This window comes from Marivivens donghaensis, assembly GCF_030410045.1.
GTDB lineage: Bacteria > Pseudomonadota > Alphaproteobacteria > Rhodobacterales > Rhodobacteraceae > Marivivens > Marivivens donghaensis.
Genome location: NZ_JAUFRA010000006.1, coordinates 127,057 through 151,780 on the forward strand (window position 1 = coordinate 127,057; position 24,724 = coordinate 151,780).

The following is a 24,724-nucleotide window of genomic DNA, read 5'->3' on the forward strand; positions in this document are numbered from 1 at the left end:
TTCGCAATAAGGGCTTGGGGTTTTGCGCGGATTTGGTATGACGCCCTGACCCGAGACCGGAGGCTGCAATGGATCATTTCATTTATCGTGACGGTGTTTTGCACGCCGAAGACGTTCCCCTGACCGAAATTGCGGCGCAGGTTGGAACTCCGTTTTACGTATATTCTGCGGCGACTCTGCTGCGTCACTTCCAAGTTTTTGATGAATCCCTTGCGTGGGGTGAACACCTAGTTTGTTTCGCGATGAAGTCGTTGTCGAACGTCGCGGTCCTGAAGATGCTGGGGCAAGCGGGCGCTGGTATCGACGTTGTGTCCATCGGGGAATACCTCCGCGCCAAAGCTGCGGGCGTGTCGGGCGATAAGATTGTGTTTTCGGGCGTGGCAAAGACGCGCGAAGAAATGAAGATCGCGTTGGAAGGTGGCATTCGTCAGTTCAACGTCGAATCCGAGCCGGAATTGGAAGTCCTGTCCGAGGTTGCATTGTCATTGGGCAAGGTCGCGCCAATCACTGTGCGCGTGAACCCTGACGTGGACGCTAAAACCCATGCGAAAATCGCGACGGGTAAAAAGGAAAATAAATTCGGTATCCCGATCAGCCGTGCCCGCGAAGTGTATGCCCGCGCCGCTGAGCTTAAAGGTCTCGATGTTGTTGGTATCGACGTGCACATCGGTAGTCAGTTGACCGATCTTGAGCCGTTCCGCCTCGCCTATCGCAAGGTAGCCGAGCTGACCGAAGTCCTGCGCGAAGATGGTCACAACATCCGCCGTCTCGACCTCGGTGGTGGTTTGGGTATTCCATACACCCGCTCGAACGAGGCACCGCCGCTGCCCGTCGAACTCGGGCAAGTGATCCGCGAAGAAGTTGGACATCTGGGCTGTGAGGTCGAAATCGAACCCGGTCGTCTGATCGCAGGCAATGCAGGTCAACTCGTGTCGGAAGTTATCTATGTGAAAGAGGGCGAGGATCGTAGGTTCCTGATCCTTGATGCTGCGATGAACGATCTCGTCCGTCCGTCGATGTATGACGCCCACCATGACATCGACCCAGTGATCGAGGCTGAACCGGGTGTTGAGCCAGAAACCTACGACGTTGTCGGAGGTATCTGTGAGACGGGCGATACCTTTGCCAAAGGGCGGAACCTTCCGCCGCTGAAGGCTGGTGATCTGGTTTCGTTCCGTTCGGCTGGCGCTTATGGCGCCGTGATGGCGAGCGAATATAACTCGCGTCCCTTGGTGCCCGAAGTTCTCGTTCAGGGTGATAAATTTGCGGTTATCCGCCGACGTCCCACCTATGAAGAAATGATTGCCCGCGATATCGTTCCCGAGTGGCTCTGAGCACGTTAAGGTCAGAGCACGACGCATAGGAGTGAACAGCTGGCCGACGTGACCGAAAGCTTGCCGCATCTACGGTTCCCAATCCTCGCGACCTTTGCGGGGATCGTGGCCGAGCGTTTGGTGCGTGCATTTTGGCCCGTTTGGACAATCCTGTTCCTCATGCTCGCGCCGCTTTTGCTGGGCGTTCACAATGACATGCCTTTGGAAATCGTCTGGACTCTCGCGGTTGCTGGGCTGATCGGTATTGCCGTGTTCACATGGCGCGGGTGGCGGCGTTTCCGCTGGCCGCTGCGGGCTGAGGCTCTTGCTCGTGTCGATGCGCGTCTTCCTGGGCGGCCAATTTTGGCGCTTGGCGATGCCCAAGCGGTCGGCGCGGGTGATCCCGCATCAGAGGCCGTTTGGATTGCGCACCTCCAGCGGATGCAAGATCGAACCAAGGCAGCGCGTTATGTTTCGCCCGACCTGCGTGTGTCCCAAGCCGACCCGTTCGGCCTTCGCTATATTGCGCTGTTGTTCTTGATGGTTGGGCTTTTGTTCGGTTCTGTCACACGTATCGGAACCGTGGCTCAAGCCTCGCCCGTGGGATCGGCTTCCACCGCTGCGACAGGGCCAACGTGGGAGGGATGGATTGAGCCGCCAGCTTACACGGGCAAACCGACGCTCTATCTACCTGATCTGGACGAAGATCGGATCGAGGTGCCCGAAGGGTCGCGCTTCACTGTACGGTTTTATGGCGACATTGGCGCGTTAACGTTGTCGGAAACCGTGTCGGGGCGTCGTGCTGACGAACTGCCGCCTGCGTCGGATCAGCATCAGGTTTTTGACGCGCTGCAGCAGGGCGAATTGCGCATTGATGGCTCGGGCGGTCAGGCGTGGGACGTTTCCATTGTGACTGATGGCATACCTTCGGTCGAATTGACAGGGCCGGCTCTTTCGAATGCAGAAGGCCAAATGACCCTGCCGTTTCGCGCGACTGACGACTACGGTGTAACAGGTGGGTCCGCGACGGTGTCGATTGACCTTGCCCAGATCGACCGCCGTCACGGCCTAGCGATCGATCCAGACCCGATTGCGCCTCTGATTGTTGATCTACCCATTCCGATTACGGGCGACAGAGCGGCATTTGATGAGGCGTTGATCGACAACTTCAGCCAATCAGTCATGGCGAACCTCCCTGTGAAAGTGCGTCTGGAAGTGACAGACGCTAAGGGGCAGGCGGGACAGTCCGTCGAGACCCAGATGGTTTTACCAGGGCGTCGTTTCTTTCAACCTGTTGCCCGCGTGATCATCGAACAGCGCCGAGATCTGCTGTGGTCGACGGCTAATGCACCGCGTGTCGCGCAGTTGTTGCGAGCGATTTCAAACCGCCCTGATGGTTTCTTTCGAAACGAGACGCATTTCCCGATGGTGCGCGGTGTCGTTGAAACGCTCGAAGCGAAATACGAAGGTGGTTTGACAGATGAAGAGCGCGATGAGGTTGCGGCTCTCATGTGGGACCTCGCGATTGAATTCGAAGAAGGCGCGCTTGCCGATGCTCGCGAACGGCTCCAGCGGGCCCAAGATCGTCTGGCCGAAGCGATGCGTAACGGTGCGAGTGCGGCTGAAATTCAGGAACTGATGGACGAGCTGCGCGACGCAACCAACGACTACATGCAGATGCTCGCCGATCAGATGGACCCCAACGAGAACTCGACGGATCAGCCAGATGGTGGCGGCGAGACGATGCAGTTCACACAGGACGAGCTGAACGCCCTCATGGATCGTATCCAAGAAATGATGGAAGAAGGCCGTATGCCCGAAGCTGCGGTCCTGATGGAACAGCTCAATCAGCTCATGGAAAACATGAAAATGACCCAAGGCGAAGGGCAGGGTGGTCCTCGCTCTCCAGGTCAAAAATCCATGGAAGATTTGGGCGAAACACTTCGCGACCAACAGCAACTGTCCGACGATGCCTTCCGCGATCTGCAGGATCAGTTCAACGGTGGCCAGCAAGAGACGGAGCAACGACCTGGCGAAACCCCGCGTGACGGGGACGGCACGAACGGCGATCCGGGTCAGCAGAACCTAGCGGACCGTCAAGAAGCCTTGCGGCAGATGCTGGAAGAGCAGCGCCGTAATTTGCCGAACCTGTCAGGTGACGAGGCCGAAGCTGCGCGTCGCGCCATCGAACAGGCAGAGCGGTCTATGGACCGTGCCGAGGACGCGCTACGCCGTGGCGATATGGCAGAGGCGATTGACCGTCAGGCCGAAGCGATGGACGCATTACGCGAAGGGCTGCGCGAACTTGGTCGTGCGATTGCCCAGTCTGAGCGCGATGAGAGCGGGCAAGGTCAACAGCAAGGGGACCAAACCGCACAAGCGGCCCCACGTCAGAGCGATCCACTGGGACGACAGCTGGGCACCGAAGGGCAATCCGGCACGGACCAGAACCTCTTGCAGGGCGAAGATATTTATCGTCGCGCAGGCGAACTCTTGGACGAAATTCGCCGTCGTTCTGCAGAATTGGATCGCCCAGAGGACGAACGCAACTATTTGCGGCGGCTTCTAGATCGGTTCTGATCGATCAATCGTTGCCAAGATTGGCGAGCATGCCCTGCACGGTTTCATCCAACGCAATCCGTTGCCCATCAACCCAAGCAACGTAGGTCTCTAACGCAGGCTGAGATTGCGGAACCATCGCTGCGATGCGGTCGGCGAACACATAACCGCCAGCACCAATAACCGCGATCAAGAGCACCCCTAGGAAACCCGTTTTGAACCCGCTCTTACGGCGAACGACCTGCGCGGTTTGTGCTACAGCATTGTCAGGACGCTCTGATGCCGACCGCAGGGTGGAATTGATCTCATCAATGTCGGGGAGGCGGTCGCTCCGCGGTCCGGCATCGTTAAGTTCAGTTTCCCCTTTGAGCAGCGACATGCGACGTCGTGCTTCTTCGGCGCGCTTTGCTTCGGGGCTCGGCGGTTCATCTAGGCCCAGATCGGGCTGGCTTTCCATCGGGTCTTGTTGCGACTCTCGACGGCGTTCTTCGGCTCGGTCTGCTTCTTCTTGCAGAATACTGGCGATTTCTGGGTCAATGGTTCGACGAGGGCGGCGCGGCGACAGTGTCGGCGGCGGAAGGTCGTCCTCATAGTCTTCGTCGTAGTCGTCTGATGATCCAAACACAGGTGCTGGCTCCGGACCAAAGTCTGGTTCGGGCATCACCAATTCGTCGTCTTCTTGAACGCCTTCGGGTTCTGGAGCGGCCTGAGCTACGGGGATATCAGTCGTGAAAACTGCATCGTTTTCTTCGCGGTCAGAGTCTCCGGGTCGTTCAAACCACGTTGAGCCACAGTTCGAACACTGAACGTCACGTCCGGCCTCCGGAATGACGTCATCTGGGACTTCGTATTGGGCGCCGCAATTGGGGCAGATCAGCCGCATTATACCATCTCCGCCGTCCGGTTTGTCCGAACAGTAAGTCTTTGTTCGAGTATTAGTAACAATCTGAGAGGAAATGGAAAAGCAAAAGCACGCCCATGCCCGTCAAGTGCGATTGAATTCTGCGAGTGTTTTCGGCAGAACACAGCGGTGGGGGCGTGAAAGGATCTTTCTGTGATCGAATTAGACCGTGTGGCCTATTCCTACGGCGGGGGCGAATTGTTTTCAGACGTTTCGCTCAACCTCGCGCCGGGGTCGTTCCAATTTTTGACCGGCCCATCGGGTGCGGGCAAAACAACTTTGCTCAAACTCTGCTACGGCGAACTGCGTGCGACCTCTGGGCACGTACGTTTGTTCGGTCAAAACGCTCGTGAAATGGGGCGCGATGAGGTCGCATTGGCGCGGCGTAAAATCGGCGTAGTGCATCAGGATTGCCAGTTTTTGGATCACCTCCCCGTGGCGGAGAACATCGCCTTGCCGCTTACGGTCGCGGGTCGTGCCCAAGAGGCGGGTGACTACCTCGAAGACCTGCTGCGCTGGGTCGGCCTCGCGCATCAGGCAGGACAATTGCCACCGGAACTGTCGGGCGGCGAACGCCAGCGTGCTGCATTGGCACGGGCAGTGATCATCTCGCCTGACGTTATCATTGCGGACGAGCCGACAGGGAATATCGATTGGGAAATGTCACAGCGGCTTTTGCGGTTGCTGATCGAGTTGAACAAAATGGGCAAGGCCGTGCTGATCGCGACCCACGATATGAACCTCATTCGGGCCGCGAAAACGCAGGTTCAATCGCGTGTTCTGCGTCTCAACAATCGCCGCCTTCAAGCAGCGGGGGTCGACCTATGATCACCGCATTTGGACGTTTTATTGCTATGTTGGCAGGCGACCCGCTTGCCGATCGTTCAGTGCCGCCGACGGGCTATACGGCACGCCTGACCTTGTTCACCTCGGGCGCTATGGCGTTTCTCGCGGTGTTCGCTTTGGCGCTCTCCTTGGCAACGGGCCGTCTGGCCGATCGTTGGTCTGCAGAACTGGCGCGGACCTCGACCCTTCGGATTTCGGCGCCTGCGGATCAATTGGACGCACAACAGGCCGCCGCGATTAAGCTGTTGGAAACCACACCAGGTGTCGCTTCCGCCCGTGCATTGAGCGCCGAAGAACAGCAAGAGCTTCTCGAGCCGTGGTTTGGTCCTGACATCCCCATTGCCAGCCTTCCCATCCCTCGCCTTATCGAAATCATCGAAGAGGGCGACGGCTATGATCCAACGGGCCTTCGTGCGCGACTTCAGGCTGAGGTGCCGGGTGCGATCTTGGACGATCACACGCGCTGGCGGGAGCCGTTGATTGATGCGGCTGGTCGGCTGCGGTTATTGGCGGTTACGGCGATCCTTTTGATTGCAGCGGCGATGGGGGCGATGATCACCTTGGCCGCACAGGCGGCGTTGTCGGCGAATGCGCAGGTCATTCGTGTGATGCGCCTTGTTGGTGCGCGCGACCTTTACATCGCGGGCGCGTTTGTCCGTCGCTTTACCATCCGCGCCTTTGCGGGGGCTGCAGCAGGGTCTATCGTGGGTATGCTGGCTGTTCTATTGTTGCCCAGCACCGAAGTCGCAGGTGGTTTCCTCACGGGGCTCGGTTTCCAAGGCGCAGGGTGGTTTGCACCGCTGTGTATTCCTGTGCTTGCGGCGGTGGTCGCATTTTTTGCAACCCGTGCAGCGGCGCTGCGCACACTAAGGACCCAGTCATGAAACAGTCGATCCAGTGGGTCCGTTCCGTCATCTTCCTCGGTTTGATCTATTTCAACCTAATGGTCGTGGGGATTGTGTTCCTGCCATGGGCGTTGGTTTCTCGATCCGGTGCATTTGCGGCGGCCCATACTTGGTGTCGGTCTACGATGTGGCTTGCAGGTTGGATGGTTGGCATCAAGACAGAAGTCCGTGGCACGCCACCGACGGGTGAGGTTATCGTCGCGGCAAAACACCAGTCATTCCTCGATATCATCATGATTTATGCCTCGCTTCCGCGTGGCAAATTCATAATGAAAAAGGAACTGATCTACACGCCGGTGATCGGGATTTACGGTCTGCGGATGGGCTGCGTTCCTGTGGATCGTGGTAAACGCGGTGCGGCGATCCGTAAAATGGTTGCCCAAGTTGTTGCAGGAATCGGCAACCCCGGTCAGCTGATTATCTTTGCCCAAGGGACGCGCGTGCCTCCGACGGAAAAGTTGCCCTACAAGATCGGCGCGGGCATTCTTTATAAAGAACTCAAGCAAGACTGCGTGCCCGTTGCGGTGAACGTTGGTGCGTTTTGGCCGGCCCATGGGATCATGCGGACGCCAGGCACTGCGGTGATTGAATTTCTGCCGACCATACCTGCGGGCAAATCCTTGAGCGATTTCATGGAAGAGCTCGAAAATGTGGTCGAAACGAGGTCAGAAGAATTGCTGGTCGAGTCTGGATATTACGACCGCCAAAAATGATCCGCTTGGTTCAAAACCCACTGCATCCTGAATCGGCTTTTGTCGATGAGGATGCGTTGGGGGTGGGTGATGATCTGGATGAACTAGGTCTCCCCGATGGCTACGAACGTGTGCGTCTGATCCTGCCTGAAGGGTCTGACCTGCGGCCGAAGAACTGGCAGGTCGTGCGCCGCTCTGCTGTGTTCGAACTGCCCCCGCATAATGAACTTTGCCCCAATGCGGTTCTCGTAAAACCTGCTGAGTGGGCTGCGTGGTTTGAGGCGCACTGGGAATATTACCGTGATTGTCATTCCGACAATCCTCCTGCCCGACCCGTTGATCTGCGCCGTGCGTTCGGAGTTGCCATTGAGGACGGAACCGCTGTCTTCATTGGATCAGGCTTTGCCTCCCTCCGCGGTATGACTGCAGGGGTGAGCGAGGCAGGGTGGATTGGCGGAAATAAGTCCGAGGTCGAAGAGGGTATCCGTTGGTGCCGCGCCAAAGCCCATGAAATCGGTGCGAAGGCTGTTAGGTTCGATGCTGACGATACCGATCCGTTCCTTTGGTCGGCCTTGCATAGACTGGCTGATCCGATCGAAGTCTTCGAGACCTTTGAATTATCCTAAACGAAAAAGGCAGCGGGGTTTCCCACGCTGCCTTTTCAAATGCATGTAGCAATCCCGCTGATTAGGCGGCCAAGCCTTTGGCGCCCATTGCAAGGAATTTCTTGCGGCGATTGTTGCGGACTTCTTCGCCCGTCTGACCAGAAAGATCGTCGAGCATTTTTTCGATTGCAGCACCGACAGCTTTGATCGCGGTTTTGGGATCGCGATGCGCGCCACCAAGCGGCTCTTTGATGATTTTGTCGATGATGCCGAGTTCGTTAAGGTCTTGCGCGGTCAGACGCAGCGCCTCTGCCGCTTCACGCATTTTTTCTGCATCTTTCCAGAGGATCGATGCGCAGCCCTCAGGCGAAATCACGGAATAGATCGAATGTTCGAGCATCGCGACACGGTTCGCGGTCGCAAATGCAACCGCACCACCAGAGCCGCCCTCGCCGATCACGACAGAGATTAGCGGAACTTTGAGCGACAAGCATTTTTCGGTCGAACGGGCGATAGCTTCGGACTGGCCGCGCTCTTCAGCACCTTTACCAGGGTAAGCGCCTGGGGTGTCGACAAGCGTGATCACCGGAATGCCAAAACGGTCAGCGAGGTCCATTAGGCGGATCGCTTTGCGATAGCCTTCGGGGCGTGCCATGCCAAAATTGTGTTCAATGCGGCTCTTGGTGTCGCTGCCTTTTTCGTGACCGATCACCATCACCGAACGACCGTTGATCCGTGCAAGACCACCCAAAACAGCGTTGTCTTCGGCAAAGTTACGGTCACCCGCAAGCGGGGTGTAATCGGTGAAAAGCGTCTCGATATAATCGCGGCAATGCGGGCGTTCCGCATGACGGGCGACCTGACATTTGCGCCAAGGTGTCAGCGAGCCATACAGTTGGCTCAGCATGTCTTCGGCCTTTTTTTGAAGGCCTGCGGCTTCTTTTTCGACGTCCATCTCTGGATTTGCACGGGCAAGGGCGCGCAATTCTTCGACTTTGCCCTCAATCTCGGCGAGGGGTTTTTCGAACTCGAGGTAAATCGTCATCTCTTGCCTCTCGGGACGTTACGTTTCGTCTGGATATAAGGCCGCATGGCGGTGCTTTGCAACTCGCCTTGTCGCGTTGAGGCTGTTTGTTGCGCCGAACACGGGCATTTGCAAAGGTGAGTTGATTGATTTTGGAGATTCTCATGCGAGTAGTTTTAACAGCAGCAGCGATTGCACTTTTGGCCGCGAACCCATTGGTCGCGCAGTCTATCAACTTTGGCGATGATGCCAGCCAGTGGTCGAATGACGGCGAATGTGACGACCCTCGTTTCGAGGGGAAGGGGATGACGACGACCCCGCTTTTGGACTCGGACATTATGCATGACGCGAGCGACTGCGAAGCCGCGTTTAATGCCGGCACGATTACACTATCGGCCTCTGCACAAGCAGGCGTGAAGGGCGGACGCGTTACGGCGCCTGAACCTGTGATCGTGGATGGTATTAACTTCGGCGATGACAGTGGTGAATGGTCGATGGATGGCGAATGTGATGACCGTCGGTTCTATGGAACAGCGATGGCCAGTAGTGTGAGCTGGACCTACGTTGGTGCTGACGCGACCGATTGTTCGGTGGCTTATCTCAACGGTGACGTAAAACTTTGGGACTTCAACGACGCGAAGGCCATGACCAACTGCGCGGCCGTCGATTTTGGCGACGACAATGGCGAGTATCCGCAGGATATGGAGTGCGATGATCCACGCTTTGAAGGGCCGGCATCCGCTATGTCAGTCGCGATTGAAAACCTCGGCCACGATGCGAGCGATTGTGCGAAGCTCTGCGCATTCGGTGTGGTGTTCATCCGCGACTACTAATCGCGAGGGCGTTCAAACAAAAACGGCCGGCTCAATCAGAGCCGGCCGTTTGCATTTTGTAGGTTTGCCTTAGCTGCCAGCAATCATCTCGGACTGGCGGACAATGACTTCGGCCTGTTTGATCGACGCGATGTCGACCAGACGGCCTTTGTAGACAGTTGCGCCTTCGCCGCGGGCTTTAGCCTCTTCCATAGCTGCGAGAATTTCGCGGGCTTCGGTCACTTTGGCTTCAGACGGAGTGAACACTTCATTGGCCAATGCGATCTGTTTCGGGTGGATCGCCCATTTGCCGACCATGCCGAGGGTCGCAGAGCGCTTGGACTGCGCGATATAGCCTTCGTCATCCGAGAAGTCACCGAACGGACCGTCGACTGGCAGTAGGCCATGTGTGCGGCAAGCGGCAACGATAGCGGTCTGCGCCCAGTGCCACGGGTCCGACCAGTATTTCGCGCCGTCGCGCAGCATGTAGTAATCTTCCTGCGTGCCGCCGATGCCCGTGGTCTGCATGCCCATCGAGGCAGCAAAGTCCGCAGCGCCGAGGCTGATCGCTTGCATACGCGGTGAAGAGGCTGCGATGGCCTCAACATGGGCGATACCAGCAGCGGATTCGATGATGACTTCGAACGAAATCGGCTTGGTCCGGCCTTTTGCGCGTTCGATTGCGGTTACGAGCGCGTCGACAGCATAGACGTCTTCGGCGCAGCCCACTTTGGGGATCATGATCTGGTCGAGGCGATCGCCAGCTTGTTCCAGCAGGTCGACCACATCACGATACCAGTAAGGTGTATCCAAGCCGTTAATCCGTACGGAGAGGTATTTGTTGCCCCAATCAACGGCGTTAATGGCCTCAATCGCATTGGCGCGTGCCATGTCTTTGTCGGTCGGAGCAACGGAATCTTCGAGGTCGATGTTGATCACGTCTGCGGCGCTGGCAGCCATTTTCGCAAAAAGTTTGGTGTTCGATGCGGGGCCAAACAATTGGCAACGGTTCGGACGAGCCGGAGCGGCAGGCTGAATGCGGAAGGACATTTCGATTCCTCTCGGTAATGAAATTACGTTTGTCTTGATTGATTGGTTAGGAAATTGCGCGATTGTCTGCAAGGATATTCTGCACCTGCAGCATGCGACATTAGGGCGTTCCATCTGCAGTGCGACGTAATTTTGCGCGGCAGGACGGCTGTGGACTTGACGTAACGCGAGGCATGACCCAAGACCGATCACGTCATTTTCTGGAGGATCCCACCATGACCCGCATTGTCTACGTCAACGGCGACTACGTTCCCGAAACCGAAGCCAAGGTTTCTATTTTCGACCGTGGGTTCCTGATGGCGGACGGCGTCTACGAGGTGACCTCGGTCATCGGTGGAAAGCTGGTTGATTTTGCTGGTCACGCAAAGCGTCTCGAACGCTCGCTGAGCGAACTCGAGATGGCGTCGCCAGTGACTATGGATGAACTGCTGCAAATCCACCGTGACCTGATCGAAAAGAACGACCTCGTTGAGGGTGGTATCTACCTTCAGATCACCCGTGGTGCGCCCGCTGACCGCGATTTCGCGTGGCCTGATCCTGCAAAGGTCCCCTCGGGCATCGTGTTGTTCACGTTTGCGAAAAAACTCGTGGATATGCCGTCGATCAAAACGGGGATCAAAGTGATCTCGATCGAAGATATCCGCTGGGGCCGCCGTGACATCAAAACCGTTCAACTACTCTACCCGTCGATGGGCAAGATGATGGCAAAGAAAGAGGGTTGCGATGACGCGTGGATGGTCGAAGACGGATATGTGACCGAAGGTACCTCAAACAACGCGTATATCGTCAAAGGCAACAAGATCATCACGCGCGGCCTGTCGAATGACATCCTCCACGGGATCACGCGCGCTGCTGTTCTGCGGTTTGCAGCAGAGGCACAGATGGAAGTCGAAGAGCGTAACTTTACCATCGCAGAAGCTCAGGATGCCGATGAGGCATTTATTACCTCGGCGACTACCTTTGTTCAGCCAGTTGTTGAGATCGACGGGGCAAAAATTGGTGACGGCGTACCGGGCAAAATGGCGCTGCGTTTGCGTGAGATTTACATCGAAGAGAGCCTGAAAACGGCCGTCTGACTAGACGGCTTCCGTAATCGGAGGCACTTCGACGATATTGAGGTCGGCAACTGTAAAGGTTGCCGACCCCTGCACCAAAAGGATTTGAACGGCGTTCAGTTCAACCATCCAGCCATCGGCAGTTTCGGTGATGGTCAGTGAAATCGGCGTGCCTTCTTCGACTGTGATGACAATCGCGTCTTCCGTCGGGTCATAGTCTGCAATGCCAACGGGCTGGTTCAGCCAATCGACTTCGACGTTGAATTCATCAGCGCCCGCGCCACCTGCAGCAACCGCACCCCGCATCATGTAAAATACGTCGTCACCATCGTCGCCGAACATCGCAGTCGTTCCTGCGCCCCGAAGGATATCGTTCCCGTCACCGCCATGAAGGGTGTTCGTGCCAAAGGTGTCGATCAGTTTGTCGTTGCCCTCGCCACCTTCAATCAGGTCATCGCCGCCACCGCCGAACATGATGTCATTGCCATTGCCGCCGTAGATGCGGTCGTTGCCGTTGCCACCGTGGATGAGGTCGTTGTCGCCGTCGCCGAACAGAGTATCAGCGCCGTCTTGGCCATTGATCGTGTCGTCGCCTGCGCCGCCAGAAACCCAGTCTTGGTCTTTGCCCGCGTGGATGAGGTCACTGTCGGCACCGCCGAGCAACACGTCATCGCCTGGACCGCCGACGATGATGTCGCTTCCTGCGCCGCCGTCCGCGAAGTCGTCACCTTCGCCCATAAATAGGCTGTCGTTCCCGTCTTCACCCGTCATGCTGTCGTCGCCAGCCCAAGTGCGCACGATATCGTCGCCCTCGGTTCCGGTACCGAAGACATCAGTTGTGTTGTTTTCAGCATTGGGGATAACCACCCCGCTTAACAGGGCAGCGCCGACCGATGCGAGGAGGAGCGCCAGAAGCATTTTTGCAAGCCTAATTACACCTTCACTCCCCTTAACGGCATGAAAGCGGGCTATCTGAGTCTCTGGCAGAAATTTATTTGTTAGACTTTTGTGCCGACGTTTTCGGCAAATGACTTCTCGAACGCCTTTTGAGTTTCGGCTGTCGCTTCGGTTTGGAACTGATCGCGCCACTCTTCGTAGGGCATGCCGTAGAAAATCTCACGGGCTTCGTCTTTGGTCATGTCGATGCCGCGTTCGTTTGCGGCCTCTTGATACCAACGCGACAGGCAATTCCGACAGAATCCAGCGAGGTTCATCATGTCGATGTTTTGGACGTCTGTGCGTTTTTCCATGAGGTGATGACGCATGGCGCGGAAGGCTGCTGCTTCGAGTTCGATACGGGTTTGGTCATCCATTTTAGCCTCCAAAGTCGAATTACTCCGACAAACTGCCCACATTTCGCGGGAATGTCACCGTCCGTTGATGTGAATATCACGTGATCGCCAACAGAATAGTTGAGGAATGGAATGAATTCGGTAATAAGGGACCGAAATGAGCGTTAGCGGTAACGGACGCTCCAGATGTTTAGAATGAGGACTGCACCATGAGACGCCAACGCAACGTAAAAATCGTTGCTACGCTGGGCCCTGCTTCCAGCAGCTACGAGATGATCCGTGCTTTGCACGAAGCGGGGGCAGACGTCTTTCGCCTGAACATGAGCCATGGTGAGCACGCCGAAATTCGTGAGCGTCACGAAATCATCCGTCAGGTCGAAAAAGATTGTAACAGCCCGATCGGTATCTTGGCCGACCTTCAGGGGCCGAAATTGCGCGTTGGTAAATTCGCGAACGGTGAAGAGCTGCTCGTCGAAGGTCAGGACTTCCGTCTGGACCTGAGCGACGAAGAGGGTGACATCAATCGCGTGCAGCTTCCGCACAAAGAGATTTTTGATGCGTTGGAACCTGGTGCAAACCTTCTAGTCAACGACGGTAAAATTCGCCTCCGCGTCAAAGACTGCGGTCGTGATTTTGCAAACTGTGAAGTGACCGTTGGCGGCGTGATCTCGAACCGCAAGGGCGTAAACGTGCCTGACGTTGTGCTGCCTGTAGCTGCACTGTCTGACAAAGACCGCAAGGACCTCGAGTTCGTTTGCGAACTCGGTGTGGATTGGCTCGCTCTGTCGTTCGTTCAGCGTCCTGCTGACGTTGATGAAGCGCGTGCGCTGGCCAAAGGTCGTGCTGCAGTTCTGGCGAAAATCGAAAAGCCTGCCGCAGTTAAAGCCTTCGACGACATCCTTGCTGTATCTGATGGCATCATGGTTGCCCGTGGCGACTTGGGCGTTGAGCTGCCCGTGTCCAGCGTTCCGCCGATCCAGAAACGTCTGATCCGCAAGTGCCGCACCGCTGCGAAGCCTGTGATTGTTGCGACGCAGATGCTCGAGTCGATGATCGAAAGCCCGATGCCGACCCGCGCAGAAGTCTCTGACGTTGCGAACGCGATCTATGAAGGCACTGACGCGATCATGTTGTCCGCCGAATCGGCTGCTGGTCAGTACCCTATCGAAGCCGTCCGCACGATGAACAACGTGGCGATGGAGGTCGAATGCGATCCGAACTACACAGAGATCATCGAAGCCTCGCGCCGTATTGATCACTCGACCGTTGCTGACGGTATCGTATCCGCCGCGCGCGAGATCGCAGAAAAGACCGACGTGAAAGCGATCTGCTGCTACTCCGAATCTGGCACCACTGCGCTGCGCGTCGCCCGTGAACGTCCCCGTGTTCCGATCATTGCCCTGACCACAAAGCCCAAGACCGCAGGTCGCTTGTGCCTCAGCTGGGGTGTGAACACTGTGATGTCGGGCGAAGTAGACCGCTTTAAGACTGCGGTTATCTACGCAGTCCGCGCTGCAAAGGCCGAAGGACTTGCAACTGAGAAAGACATGGTTGTCGTGACCGCGGGCGTTCCGTTTAACACGCCGGGTTCGACGAACATCCTTCGCGTTGCGCCCTGCGAGGAACGTTTGATTCACAGCTCTGAAACAGAGTAACGTTTCCACAAATCGAATTGTGGGAGTGCGAAACATGGATGCAGACCTTTATCTAACGATAGGGTTAGTGCTGTTGGCTTTCGCTCTCCCACCCATTCTAGGTGCATTGACCGAGGGTCGTGCACCCCGCGCCGCGGCCATCGTTGTTCTGGTTGGTGGTAGCCTTGTCGTTATGGCGTTAAATGACCGCCAATATACGCTCGATGATATTCCTCATGCTTTTGTCCGCGTTGTGGGAAGATTCATAAACTAGCGCTTGCCATCATTCAGGATCAGCCCTATACGGCGCGCTCTAACCGTGCGACCGGCCGACAGTGGCATGCCGAGTCGTGCGAAAACCAATCCTCTTCAAAGGAGACGGAAATGCCCAAGATGAAGACCAAGTCGAGCGCCAAAAAGCGCTTTAAGATGACTGCATCCGGTAAGGTAAAATGCGGTCAGGCCGGTAAGCGCCACGGCATGATCAAGCGCACCACGAAGTTCATCCGCGATGCACGCGGGACTACGACTCTGTCCGCTCCGGATGCGAAGATCGTTAAGTCCTACATGCCGTACGACCGCTAAGGAGGCCTGAACAATGTCGCGCACCAAAGGTGGTACCGTTACCCATCGTCGTCACAAGAAAGTCCTTGACGCTGCTAAAGGTTATTATGACCGCCGCAGCCGGACCTTCAAAGTCGCTCGTCAGGCCGTAGACAAGGCCAACCAATACGCAACTCGTGACCGTAAGGCACGTAAGCGTAATTTCCGCGCACTGTGGATCCAGCGTATCAACGCTGCTGTCCGTGCGTTTGACGAATCGCTGACATACTCGAAATTCATCAACGGTCTGGCAAAAGCTGGCATCGAAGTTGACCGCAAAGTTCTGGCCGATCTGGCCGTTCACGAGCCGGAAGCTTTCAATGCTATCGCTGCTAAGGCACGTGAAGCTCTGGCATAAGCCTTAGCGAATGAATTACGAAGGGCCGCTCCGAAAGGGGCGGCCTTTTTCGTTTGGGCATTCGGATGGTTAATCGGGCGTCCAATGCTTGCCCCTCGCTGCGTGTCGCGGTAATTGCGGGCAAGCAAGATGCAAAGGGCATGTGATGGACGACCTCAAAGCCAAATATCTGGACCTGATCGCTAAGGCCGCTGACGAAGCAGCCATCGAAGAGGTTCGCCTCGCCGCGCTCGGCAAGAAAGGCGAAATTAGCCTTCAGATGCGTGAATTGGGCAAAATGACCCCCGAAGAGCGTCAGGTCGCTGGTCCTGCGTTGAATGCGCTCAAGGATGAGATCAACGATGCTATCGTGGCAAAGAAGACGGCGCTGGCAGATGCTGCCTTGGATGCACGTCTGAAAACAGAGTGGCTCGATGTGACGCTTCCGACGCGTCCGCGCCGCACGGGTACCATTCACCCGATTAGCCAAGTGACCGAAGAGGTTATGGCGATCTTTGCAGACATGGGCTTTGCCGTTGCTGAAGGTCCGCAGATCGAATCCGATTGGTATAACTTTGACGCGCTGAACATTCCGGGTCACCACCCAGCACGCGCTGAAATGGATACCTTCTACATGAAGTCCGAAGGCGATGAGCGTCCTCCGGTACTGCGCACGCACACTTCGCCCGTTCAGATTCGTGCGTTGGAAAAAGAAGGTGCGCCGATCCGTATCATCGCGCCGGGTCGCGTGTATCGCGCGGACTACGACCAGACCCACACACCGATGTTCAACCAAGTCGAAGGTCTTTGCATCGGCAAAGACGTCTCTATGGCGAACCTGAAGTGGGTGTTGGAAGAGTTTCTTTCTGCCTATTTCGGCAAACGCGTGAAAACCCGTTTTCGTGCATCGCACTTCCCGTTCACAGAACCGTCGGCTGAAGTCGACGTGCAGTGCCAGTGGAACAACGGTTCCGTCACCGTGGGCGAGGGCGACGATTGGCTCGAAATTCTCGGGTCGGGCATGGTTCACCCGAAGGTTCTGCAAAACCCTGGCGTTGATCCACAGGAATATCAGGGCTTTGCCTTTGGTATCGGCATCGACCGGATTGCGATGCTGAAATACGGCATCCCTGACCTGCGTGCATTCTTTGACAGCGATCTGCGTTGGCTGCGCCACTACGGCTTTACGCCGCTGGATGTGCCGACCTTGCACGGTGGCTTGAGCCGCTAAGTTGGTTCCCAAAATACAAAGGCCGCGCTCCTCTGCGCGGCCTTCGTCAATTCTGCTCTCGGTATCGAACGTTAGTTGCCGATTTTGATGAAGTTCATGCGCGGTGTCTCTAGCATTGCGACGGCCGCTCCTGTGTCGTTTTTGTGGATCTGAACTTCGACGCCTTTCAGTGCGAAGGGCGACAAAAGCAGGGTCAGACCCATAACCAACAACATCTCTCCACGAATATACATTTACTTGCCTCAACTGTTTACTGTTACGTGACTAATGGCACCCTAGGTTTCCATTCGGGCAACAATTGGGCATGAGTAGGGTCTTTTGCGTTCGGACTGCTTTCCCCGCTGCCACAGATGCGGTAAGAGCGCCTCAAATGTAAACGACGGGTTAAAGCCATGAAATTCACGCTGTCCTGGCTCAAGGAACATCTTGAGACCACCGCCACGGTTGACGAAATCTCTGAAGCCCTGACCGACCTCGGTCTCGAGGTGGAAGGCATCGAAAATCCTGCTGACCGTTTGAAGGCTTTTACCATCGGTAAAGTGGTCAGCGCCGTTCAGCACCCAGACGCCGATCGTCTGCGCCTGTGCAAGGTCGCGACCAACGAAGGCGAACTGCAAATCGTCTGCGGCGCACCGAACGCTCGCGAAGGCATCACGGTCGTTGTTGCGAAACCTGGTGACTATGTTCCTGGTATCGACGTGACCTTGTCCGTTGGGAAAATTCGCGGTGTCGAATCTCACGGTATGATGTGTTCCGAGCGCGAGCTGGAACTGTCAGACGAACACAATGGCATCATCGAACTTCCGTCTGGCGAAGTTGGTGAGCGCTTTGTCGATTGGCTGGCAAAACAAGATGCGTCTAAAGTCGATCCAGTGATCGAAATTGCGATCACGCCGAACCGTGGTGATGCGCTGGGCGTTCGCGGTATCGCCCGCGACCTCGCCGCGCGTGGCTTGGGCAAGCTCAAAGATCGCACCGTTGATCCTGTGCCAGCATCGTTTGAATCTGACCTGACCCTGACCATTGATGACGACACATTGGACGGCTGCCCGCTATTCTGTGGTCGCCTGATCAAAGGCGTGAAAAACGGTCCGTCGCCCGAATGGCTTCAGACCTGTCTAAAAGCGATTGGTCTGCGTCCGATTTCGTTCCTCGTCGATGTGACCAACTTCTTCACCTACGACCAGAACCGTCCGCTTCACGTGTTTGACGCGGATAAGGTCGCGGGCAACCTGCGTGTTCACCGTGCGGTTGGTGGCGAAACCATCGTGGCGCTCGATGAAAAGACCTACACGCTGCCGGCGGGCGCTATGGTGATTTCTGATGATAACGGTGTTGAGAGTATTGCTGGCATCATGGGGGGCGACCACACTGGTTGCACCGATGAGACTGTGAACGTCTTTGTCGAATCTGCGTGGTGGGACCCGATCCAGATCGCAACCACAGGCCGCGCGCTCAAGATCAACTCGGATGCGCGTTATCGTTTTGAACGCACTGTTGATCCTGAATTCACTGCTGAAGGTCTGGAACATGCGGTTCGTATGATCGTTGATCACGCAGGTGGTGAGGCGTCTGAGGTTGTTGTTGCGGGCGCTGTGCCGAATTTTGCGCGCTCGTATAAGCTGGACGCAAAGCGTGTGCAGAGCCTTGTTGGCATGGACATTCCAGAGAGCGAACAGCGCCAGACGCTGACTGCGTTGGGCTTCCGGATGGATGGTGATCAGGCGCACGTCCCGTCGTGGCGTTCTGACGTTCAAGGTGAGGCGGACCTCGTTGAGGAAGTCGCGCGTATTGCGTCTTTGACAAAGCTTGAGGGCAAACCTTTGCCTCGCGCCACTGCAGGCGTGCCGAAACCTGTGCTGACACCGCTTCAAGTGCGATCGTCCGCTGCGCGCCGCACTACTGCGTCGCTCGGCTACAATGAATGCGTGACCTACACCTTTATCGACCGCGAAGCGGCTGCGTTGTTTGGTGGCGGTACCGAGGCGACCGAGTTGGAAAACCCGATTTCGTCGGACATGAGCCACATGCGTCCTGACCTCTTGCCTGCCCTGCTTCGCGCAGCAGCACGCAATCAGGCACGTGGCTTTGCCGATTTGGCCCTATTTGAGGTCGGCCATGCCTTTGCTGGCGGTAAACCGGGTGAACAGCAGCTGCAGGTAAGCGGTGTTCTCATCGGTCGGACTGGCCCCAAAGACGTGCATGGCGCGTCTCGTGCGGTTGATGTCTATGACGCCAAAGCCGATGCCGAAGCGATCCTCGCCGCAATGGGTGCGCCTGCCAAGGTGCAGATCATGCGCGACGGTCCAGCGTGGTTCCACCCCGGCCGTCATGGTAAAATCTGCCTTGGCCCGAAAAAGGTCTTGGGCATCTTTGGTGAACTTCACCCGAAAATCCTGCGTGAGATGGACATCAAAGGTCCTGCCGTTGCGTTCACTCTCTTCCCTGAAGAGATCCCGCTGCCGAAAAACGCATCGGCCAGCCGTCCTGCAATGGATATCTCCGAACTGCAGGCGGTTGAGCGTGACTTTGCGTTCGTTGTCGATGCCGAGGTGGAGGCACTGACCTTGGTTAACGCAGCGGCGGGCGCGGATAAGGCACTGATCGAAGATGTTCGTGTGTTCGACGAATTCTCGGGCGGTAGCTTGGGCGAAGGCAAAAAATCCCTCGCGATTACGGTTCGTTTGCAGCCCAAAGAGGACACCCTCAAAGACAAAGACATTGAGGCTGTGAGTGCCAAGATCGTTGAGAAAGTGACCAAGGCGACAGGCGGCACCCTTCGCGGATAACGACAAAGGCGGCCTTAGTGGCCGCCTTTTTTGTTTGCCATTGCAGATGGGTTTGCACAGTCGGGTTCGGCGTGTCAGACATTCGCTATGACACACGAGCCCACATTTTCTTTTTCTGGTTCAGGCTATGATCGCGCAGCCGAAGTGCGCGGCGATCTTGATCCGATCCGAAATAACCCGACAGCCACAACAATTGTAACGTGGCGCGGTAAAGTCCTTTTTGAAAACAATGCTTTGGTCCAGTTGCCACTTGATCATGTCGCGTTAGCCGATCCAGTGATTGAGGTGTTTTTGGGCCGCACGCCGTCGGGTCCAGTCTTTGCGACCGACATTTCGAAATGGGAACCAGATGCCGACCTGACAGAGCTCGGTTCGTTCTTTGATCAGTCGTTACAGTACCACCCTGACCTGCCCGACTCCATGGGCTTTGCGGAACTTCGGGCTGTGATGACGATGCTGAGCGCGCTTGATGCGGAACTCGCCGCAACAGCACGGGCAATAATCGGGTGGCACGACTCGCACCGTTTTTGTTCCCGCTGTGGGGCGGAATCAAAACCCGTTATGGGAGGCTGGCAGCGAGGGTGTGATGCCTGTGGCGGGCAGCATTTCCCACGCACGGACCCTGTCGTTATTATGCTCGTCACACATGGCGATCGCGTACTTTTGGGGCGTTCCCCAGGTTGGCCCGATCGCATGTATTCAGTCTTGGCTGGATTTATTGAACCGGGCGAAACGATGGAGGCTGCCGTTCGGCGCGAAGTGAACGAAGAGACAGGCGTGAAGGTTGGAGACGTCCGCTATGTGGCGAGCCAGCCATGGCCGTTCCCAGCGAACCTGATGTTTGGATGTGAAGCAGAGGCCGAGACCGATCAAATCACCATCGACCCGAACGAATTGGAAGATGCCCTCTGGCTTGATCGTAGCGAACTGGCACAAGTGTTTGAGGGCACACACCCTTTGATCAATCAGCCGAGAAACGGCGCTATAGCGGGTTTTCTGCTCAAGCGGTGGTTGAGTAACGTAGATTAAACGGTCAAAAGAGAACAAAGTTCGAATGAGCGATTCAATTTGAGGCAAGCAAGTGCGGTTTAGCGCTAGAGAAGATATCGAAGCACCGATCGACTACGTTTACGGCAAAATCACTGATTTTGGTGGGTTTGAGCGTTCGGCGATGCGCCGTGGCATTGATGTGGAACGCAAGGATAGCCTTGCTGGCATTGAGGTTGGCGCCAATTGGCATGTCGGGTTCAAGTTTCGTGGAAAATCGCGGGCGGCAGAATTGACCTTGCAAAAGGTTGATCACCCAAACGGCGTTGATATCGGCTTTACCTCGGGTGGGGTGGAAGGCAGCACCAATATTGAATTGGTGCCGCTGTCGCCAGCGCGCACACGGCTGATCATTCGTCTAGATATGGCACCGCGCACATTGGCTGCGCGTCTTCTGCTGCAATCGCTCAAGCTGGCAAAGAGCAATCTGACCCAAAAGTTCAAAACGCGGATCGCTGATTTTGCCGAGGATGTTGAGACGTCCTATACGGGCGTTTAACGTGTTTCGTGGCGGCGTGCCGCTGCAGGGAAGGTGCCGATCACACGCACATGATCGGTGAAATAATCCAGCTCTTCCATGGCGAGACGGACGTTTTCGTCATCGGGATGTCCCTCGATTTCCGCATAGAACTCGGTCGCGGTGAACTCGCCGTCAACCATGTAGCTTTCTAGCTTGGTCATGTTGACGCCATTGGTCGCGAAACCGCCCATCGCTTTGTAGAGCGCGGCAGGGATGTTCCGAACGCGGAAGACAAAGCTCATCATCATGCCATTGGTGCCACGGCGGGTCGTATCGGGATCACGAGCCATAATGATAAAGCGGGTCGTGTTGCGGGAATGGTCCTCGATGTGACGCGCCACGACGTCCAGGCCGTAGATTTCGGCGGCGAGTTCGCTGGCGAGCGCGGCTTTGGTCACGTCGTTTGCTTCGGCCACTTCACGAGCCGCACGCGCGTTATCGGTGCTGACTTTGCCCGTGATGTTGTGATTCTTTAGAAATCCAGCGCATTGCGGGAGGATGACGACGTGGCCATGTGCTTCTTTAACGTCTGACAGCGCTGCACCTTTGACGCCGAGAAGGTTCACGTGCACACGAACAAAGGCTTCATCAACGATGTGAAGGCCCGATTTTGGCAACAGGCTATGGACATCAGCCACGCGGCCATAGGTCGAGTTCTCGACCGCGATCATACCCAAATCAGCCGCACCAGACCGAACGGCCTCCATCGCGTCTTCGAATGTGTCACAGGGAAGCGGGTCGAAATCGGGGCGTGCTTCGACGCAAGCCTGATGGCCATAGGCGCCAAGTTCTCCCTGAAACGCAATTTTCTGGGTCATTTCTGTCCCCTCCACTGTTCTTTTGTCTACTTTGGGCAATAAGTCGCGGTTCTACTGCTTGCAAGAGTGGACAAGAAACTTGTAGATAGCCGCGAAACTGTGAACGGAATGGAACGCGACATGTTCGACACAATGACGATGACCAAGGTGCTGGGCGGCGTTTGCGGCACTTTCCTCGTTTTCTTGCTTGGTGGCTGGGCTGCTGAAAGCATTTACTCTGCTGGCGAAGGTGCTGGCCACGAGGGCGAGCACGCTCAGGCATATGTAATCTCGCACGGCGACGGTGAAGTTGCTGTTGTAGAAGAAGGCCCGTCCTTCGAAGAAATCTTTGCAAATGCTGACGCAGCTGCTGGTGAGCGTGTTTTCCGCAAATGTGCGGCATGTCACTCTGCTGCTGAAGGCGAGAACGGCACAGGCCCGTCGCTCTATGGCGTCGTGAACCGTCCTGTCGACTCGATCGCGGGCTTTGCATACTCGGGCGCTCTCGAGGCCGTGGCTGACGTTTGGTCGCCTGAGCACCTCAATGGCTTCCTCGAGAACCCCAAAGGCTACGCACCGGGCACCGCAATGTCGTTCTCGGGTCTGGCAAAAGTTCAGGACCGTGCAGACGTGATTGCGTACCTGCAGAGCGTCTCTAACTAATTTAGTGAATATCACTTAGGCAAAGGCCGTCCCAAGGGGCGGCCTTTTGTCGTTTCACAATGCGATAACGCTTTCTCGTCTTGCCCTTTATGTATTGCCCGCCGTAGCTTTGTCTCAGGGTTTCAAAGGGGAGAAAACCATGACGAATTTCACCACCAAAGCTGCTGTTCGTGACACCGATCTGCGTCGCGTTGTGCTTTTGGCAGGTGCTGCGCTGATTGCGGGCGCATCATGGGCGAGTTCGGTGTTTGCTGAAACGCCCATCATTCAGACCCATGCCATTTCGACCTATGGCAATTTGAAATACCCTAACCCTGATTTCGCGCATCTCGAATACGTGAACCCTGACGCGCCCAAAGGCGGTGAGTTTTCGACGTGGTTCACAGGCGGGTTCGACAACCTGAACCCCTACGCGACCCAAGAGGGTAAGCCCGCCTATCTGTCATCGTCCATGTTCGAATCGGTTCTGCAGGGCACATCGGACGATGTGGACGGGAATTACTGCTATCTGTGCACAACGATGGAATACCCAGAGACCAAAGATTGGGTGATCTTCCATTTGCGCGACGATGTGGTGTTTTCGGATGGCACTCCAATGACTGCGAAAGATGTAGTCTTTAGCCATAACCTGATGATGGAACAGGCCACCGAATCATATCGCTTCGCGGTGGCGCAGATGGTCGAAAGCGTTGAGGCGCTGGACGATTACACCGTGAAATTCACCTTTGCGGCCGATTATCCAAAGCAATCAGTGATCGAACAGGTCGGTGGTCAGCCAGTTTTTAGCCAGAAGTGGTACGAGGAAACGGGCGCGCGTTTGGACGAAAGCCGTCTCGAAACGGGGCCGGGTACCGGGCCTTATATGGTCGGCAGTTTCGAGGTGAATCACCAGATCATCTACGTTCGCAATCCCAACTTCTGGGGCGCTGATCATCCGCTGAACATCGGTCAGAATAACTTTGATTCGATCCGCATCGAATACTTCGCGGACACCACGGCCGCGTTTGAGGGGTTCAAGGCAGGTGAGTTCACCTTCCGACAGGAAAATTCCTCGCTGTCTTGGGCGACCTCCTATGATTTCCCCGCGATTCAAAATGGTTGGGTCGTGAAAGAGACTCTGCCAAACGGTAATGTACCTGGCGCGACTGGCTTTATGTTCAACATGAAGTCGGGCAAGTTCGACGATCTGCGCGTCCGTCAGGCCTTGGCCCTGATGTATAACTTCACGTGGACCAACGAAGAACTGCAATACGGGCTGTTTAAACAGCGTGAGAGCTTTTGGCAGAACGCGGATCTCGCGGCGCGCGGCGTTCCTGAGGGCCGCGAGTTGGAACTGCTTCAATCGGTTGCTTCACTTATCGATCCGTCGATCCTGACGGATGAAGTTACCGTGCCGCACGTCTCTGGTGAATCGCAGCTCGACCGTCGGAACCTCCGCAGGGCCTTGGCGCTGATGGAGGAAGCAGGTTGGGTGCCCGGTGCCAACGGGATGCTGGAAAAAGACGGTGAGCCGCTGAAGGTCGAATTCTTGGGCTACAGCCCGACGTTCGACCGCATCATTCTGCCTTATGTCGATAACCTGCGGAAATTGGGTGTCGATGCCGAGTGGAACCGCATTGATCCTGCGCAATACACCGAACGCACCCGCAATTTCGATTTCGACATGATCTTTGACGGTTACCGTGTCGGTCCGATCGAGGGTGAAGGCTTGGGCCAGAAATTCGGATCGGATGGTCTGGGCGATGTATTTAACCCCGCCCACTATTCAAATCCAGCCGTCGATAAACTGGCCGAGTCGATCAAGGACGTCGAAACCTATGATGATATGGTGGCCCATGTCCGTGCGATTGATCGCATCATGCGTCGCGACCTGTTTGTCGTACCGACATGGTATCTGGGCGATTACTGGGTGGCCTATTACGACATGTACGAACACCTCGAGACTCTGCCGCCCTATGCGCTGGGCGAGATGAGCTTCTGGTGGTATAACGCCGAAAAAGCCGAAGCACTGAAGGCCGCAGGGGCCCTCCGCTAAGGACTAATAAGGCA

At 56.2% G+C, this 24,724-nt stretch carries 24 protein-coding genes; 17 read left to right on the forward strand and 7 right to left on the reverse strand.

Annotated elements, in window-relative coordinates; translation table 11 throughout:
* Positions 1–68: 68 nt before the first annotated feature.
* Positions 69–1,334 carry a diaminopimelate decarboxylase gene (lysA, locus tag QWY83_RS10165; RefSeq protein WP_249945970.1) on the forward strand — a complete coding sequence of 422 codons (1,266 nt, stop codon included), beginning with the start codon at positions 69–71 and terminating at the stop codon, positions 1,332–1,334.
* Positions 1,335–1,382: 48 nt separating this feature from the next.
* Positions 1,383–3,893, forward strand: a complete 2,511-nt coding sequence (locus tag QWY83_RS10170) for a TIGR02302 family protein (RefSeq protein WP_249945969.1) — start codon at positions 1,383–1,385, stop codon at positions 3,891–3,893.
* A gap of 4 nt (positions 3,894–3,897) precedes the next feature.
* On the opposite strand, the gene QWY83_RS10175 is transcribed toward QWY83_RS10170, so the two are convergent.
* The gene (locus tag QWY83_RS10175; RefSeq protein WP_249945968.1) at positions 3,898–4,755 is read right to left on the reverse strand and encodes a zinc-ribbon domain-containing protein; all 858 of its coding nucleotides are present in this window, start codon (positions 4,753–4,755) and stop codon (positions 3,898–3,900) included.
* 171 nt (positions 4,756–4,926) lie between these two features.
* On the opposite strand from QWY83_RS10175, the gene QWY83_RS10180 reads away from it, so the two are divergent.
* From QWY83_RS10180 to QWY83_RS10195, 4 genes are read left to right on the forward strand one after another with little or no spacing between them, the layout of a single operon-like run.
* Positions 4,927–5,601, forward strand: a complete 675-nt coding sequence (locus QWY83_RS10180; protein ID WP_067550232.1) for a cell division ATP-binding protein FtsE — start codon at positions 4,927–4,929, stop codon at positions 5,599–5,601.
* Positions 5,598–6,503 (forward strand): cell division protein FtsX, encoded by a 906-nt coding sequence (locus tag QWY83_RS10185; protein ID WP_249945967.1) that lies wholly within the window; start codon positions 5,598–5,600, stop codon positions 6,501–6,503. The genes QWY83_RS10180 and QWY83_RS10185 overlap by 4 nt, the downstream gene beginning before the upstream one ends.
* Complete coding sequence (locus tag QWY83_RS10190) at positions 6,500–7,237, forward strand: lysophospholipid acyltransferase family protein (RefSeq protein ID WP_249943327.1); 738 nt, start codon at positions 6,500–6,502, stop codon at positions 7,235–7,237. The genes QWY83_RS10185 and QWY83_RS10190 overlap by 4 nt, the downstream gene beginning before the upstream one ends.
* Positions 7,234–7,842: a hypothetical protein gene (locus tag QWY83_RS10195; RefSeq protein ID WP_249945966.1), complete on the forward strand. Its 609-nt coding sequence runs from the start codon at positions 7,234–7,236 to the stop codon at positions 7,840–7,842. Before QWY83_RS10190 ends, QWY83_RS10195 begins: the two co-directional genes overlap by 4 nt.
* A 61-nt stretch (positions 7,843–7,903) precedes the next feature.
* Here the strand turns inward: QWY83_RS10195 and QWY83_RS10200 are convergent, their stop codons facing one another.
* Positions 7,904–8,866: an acetyl-CoA carboxylase carboxyltransferase subunit alpha gene (locus tag QWY83_RS10200; RefSeq protein ID WP_067550224.1), complete on the reverse strand. Its 963-nt coding sequence runs from the start codon at positions 8,864–8,866 to the stop codon at positions 7,904–7,906.
* A gap of 143 nt (positions 8,867–9,009) precedes the next feature.
* On the opposite strand from QWY83_RS10200, the gene QWY83_RS10205 reads away from it, so the two are divergent.
* Positions 9,010–9,678, forward strand: coding sequence for a hypothetical protein (locus QWY83_RS10205; RefSeq protein WP_249945965.1), 669 nt, complete (start codon positions 9,010–9,012; stop codon positions 9,676–9,678).
* Positions 9,679–9,747: 69 nt separating this feature from the next.
* Here QWY83_RS10205 and QWY83_RS10210 read toward each other — a convergent pair whose 3' ends face one another.
* Positions 9,748–10,707 (reverse strand): L-malyl-CoA/beta-methylmalyl-CoA lyase, encoded by a 960-nt coding sequence (locus QWY83_RS10210; RefSeq protein WP_249945964.1) that lies wholly within the window; start codon positions 10,705–10,707, stop codon positions 9,748–9,750.
* Positions 10,708–10,922: 215 nt separating this feature from the next.
* Between QWY83_RS10210 and QWY83_RS10215 the strand changes: the two genes are divergently transcribed.
* The gene (locus tag QWY83_RS10215; protein WP_249945963.1) at positions 10,923–11,783 is read left to right on the forward strand and encodes a D-amino-acid transaminase; all 861 of its coding nucleotides are present in this window, start codon (positions 10,923–10,925) and stop codon (positions 11,781–11,783) included.
* Here the strand turns inward: QWY83_RS10215 and QWY83_RS10220 are convergent, their stop codons facing one another.
* Positions 11,784–12,680 carry a calcium-binding protein gene (locus QWY83_RS10220; RefSeq protein WP_249945962.1) on the reverse strand — a complete coding sequence of 299 codons (897 nt, stop codon included), beginning with the start codon at positions 12,678–12,680 and terminating at the stop codon, positions 11,784–11,786. It lies immediately after the preceding gene.
* A gap of 80 nt (positions 12,681–12,760) precedes the next feature.
* Complete coding sequence (locus QWY83_RS10225; protein WP_105235824.1) at positions 12,761–13,075, reverse strand: DUF1244 domain-containing protein; 315 nt, start codon at positions 13,073–13,075, stop codon at positions 12,761–12,763.
* A gap of 188 nt (positions 13,076–13,263) precedes the next feature.
* On the opposite strand from QWY83_RS10225, the gene pyk reads away from it, so the two are divergent.
* The 4 genes from pyk to pheS all read left to right on the forward strand — a co-directional run bounded on the left by pyk (position 13,264) and on the right by pheS (position 16,859).
* Positions 13,264–14,709 (forward strand): pyruvate kinase, encoded by a 1,446-nt coding sequence (gene pyk, locus QWY83_RS10230; protein WP_105235823.1) that lies wholly within the window; start codon positions 13,264–13,266, stop codon positions 14,707–14,709.
* Between the two features lie 363 nt (positions 14,710–15,072).
* Positions 15,073–15,273 (forward strand): 50S ribosomal protein L35, encoded by a 201-nt coding sequence (gene rpmI / locus QWY83_RS10235; protein ID WP_067550210.1) that lies wholly within the window; start codon positions 15,073–15,075, stop codon positions 15,271–15,273.
* A 13-nt stretch (positions 15,274–15,286) separates the two neighbouring features.
* Positions 15,287–15,649 (forward strand): 50S ribosomal protein L20, encoded by a 363-nt coding sequence (gene rplT / locus QWY83_RS10240; protein WP_067550208.1) that lies wholly within the window; start codon positions 15,287–15,289, stop codon positions 15,647–15,649.
* A gap of 145 nt (positions 15,650–15,794) precedes the next feature.
* Complete coding sequence (pheS, locus tag QWY83_RS10245) at positions 15,795–16,859, forward strand: phenylalanine--tRNA ligase subunit alpha (RefSeq protein WP_249945961.1); 1,065 nt, start codon at positions 15,795–15,797, stop codon at positions 16,857–16,859.
* A gap of 71 nt (positions 16,860–16,930) precedes the next feature.
* Here pheS and QWY83_RS10250 read toward each other — a convergent pair whose 3' ends face one another.
* The gene (locus QWY83_RS10250) at positions 16,931–17,092 is read right to left on the reverse strand and encodes a hypothetical protein (RefSeq protein WP_158664548.1); all 162 of its coding nucleotides are present in this window, start codon (positions 17,090–17,092) and stop codon (positions 16,931–16,933) included.
* Between the two features lie 159 nt (positions 17,093–17,251).
* On the opposite strand from QWY83_RS10250, the gene pheT reads away from it, so the two are divergent.
* From pheT to QWY83_RS10265, 3 genes are all read left to right on the forward strand, one after another.
* Positions 17,252–19,648 carry a phenylalanine--tRNA ligase subunit beta gene (gene pheT, locus QWY83_RS10255; RefSeq protein WP_249945960.1) on the forward strand — a complete coding sequence of 799 codons (2,397 nt, stop codon included), beginning with the start codon at positions 17,252–17,254 and terminating at the stop codon, positions 19,646–19,648.
* An 87-nt stretch (positions 19,649–19,735) separates the two neighbouring features.
* On the forward strand, positions 19,736–20,677 hold the full coding sequence (gene nudC, locus QWY83_RS10260) for an NAD(+) diphosphatase (RefSeq protein ID WP_249945959.1): 942 nt from the start codon (positions 19,736–19,738) through the stop codon (positions 20,675–20,677).
* 52 nt (positions 20,678–20,729) lie between these two features.
* On the forward strand, positions 20,730–21,194 hold the full coding sequence (locus tag QWY83_RS10265; protein WP_249945958.1) for an SRPBCC family protein: 465 nt from the start codon (positions 20,730–20,732) through the stop codon (positions 21,192–21,194).
* On the opposite strand, the gene QWY83_RS10270 is transcribed toward QWY83_RS10265, so the two are convergent.
* Entirely contained in the window at positions 21,191–22,033 is an 843-nt protein-coding gene (locus QWY83_RS10270) for a prephenate dehydratase (RefSeq protein WP_249945957.1), read from the reverse strand. The two genes, QWY83_RS10265 and QWY83_RS10270, sit on opposite strands and share 4 nt — an antisense overlap.
* Positions 22,034–22,153: 120 nt before the next feature.
* Here QWY83_RS10270 and QWY83_RS10275 point away from each other — a divergent pair, with 120 nt between their 5' ends.
* Both QWY83_RS10275 and QWY83_RS10280 read left to right on the forward strand, forming a co-directional pair.
* Entirely contained in the window at positions 22,154–22,675 is a 522-nt protein-coding gene (locus QWY83_RS10275; RefSeq protein ID WP_249943869.1) for a c-type cytochrome, read from the forward strand.
* A 139-nt stretch (positions 22,676–22,814) separates the two neighbouring features.
* Positions 22,815–24,710 carry an extracellular solute-binding protein gene (locus tag QWY83_RS10280; protein ID WP_249945956.1) on the forward strand — a complete coding sequence of 632 codons (1,896 nt, stop codon included), beginning with the start codon at positions 22,815–22,817 and terminating at the stop codon, positions 24,708–24,710.
* Positions 24,711–24,724 lie beyond the last annotated feature (14 nt).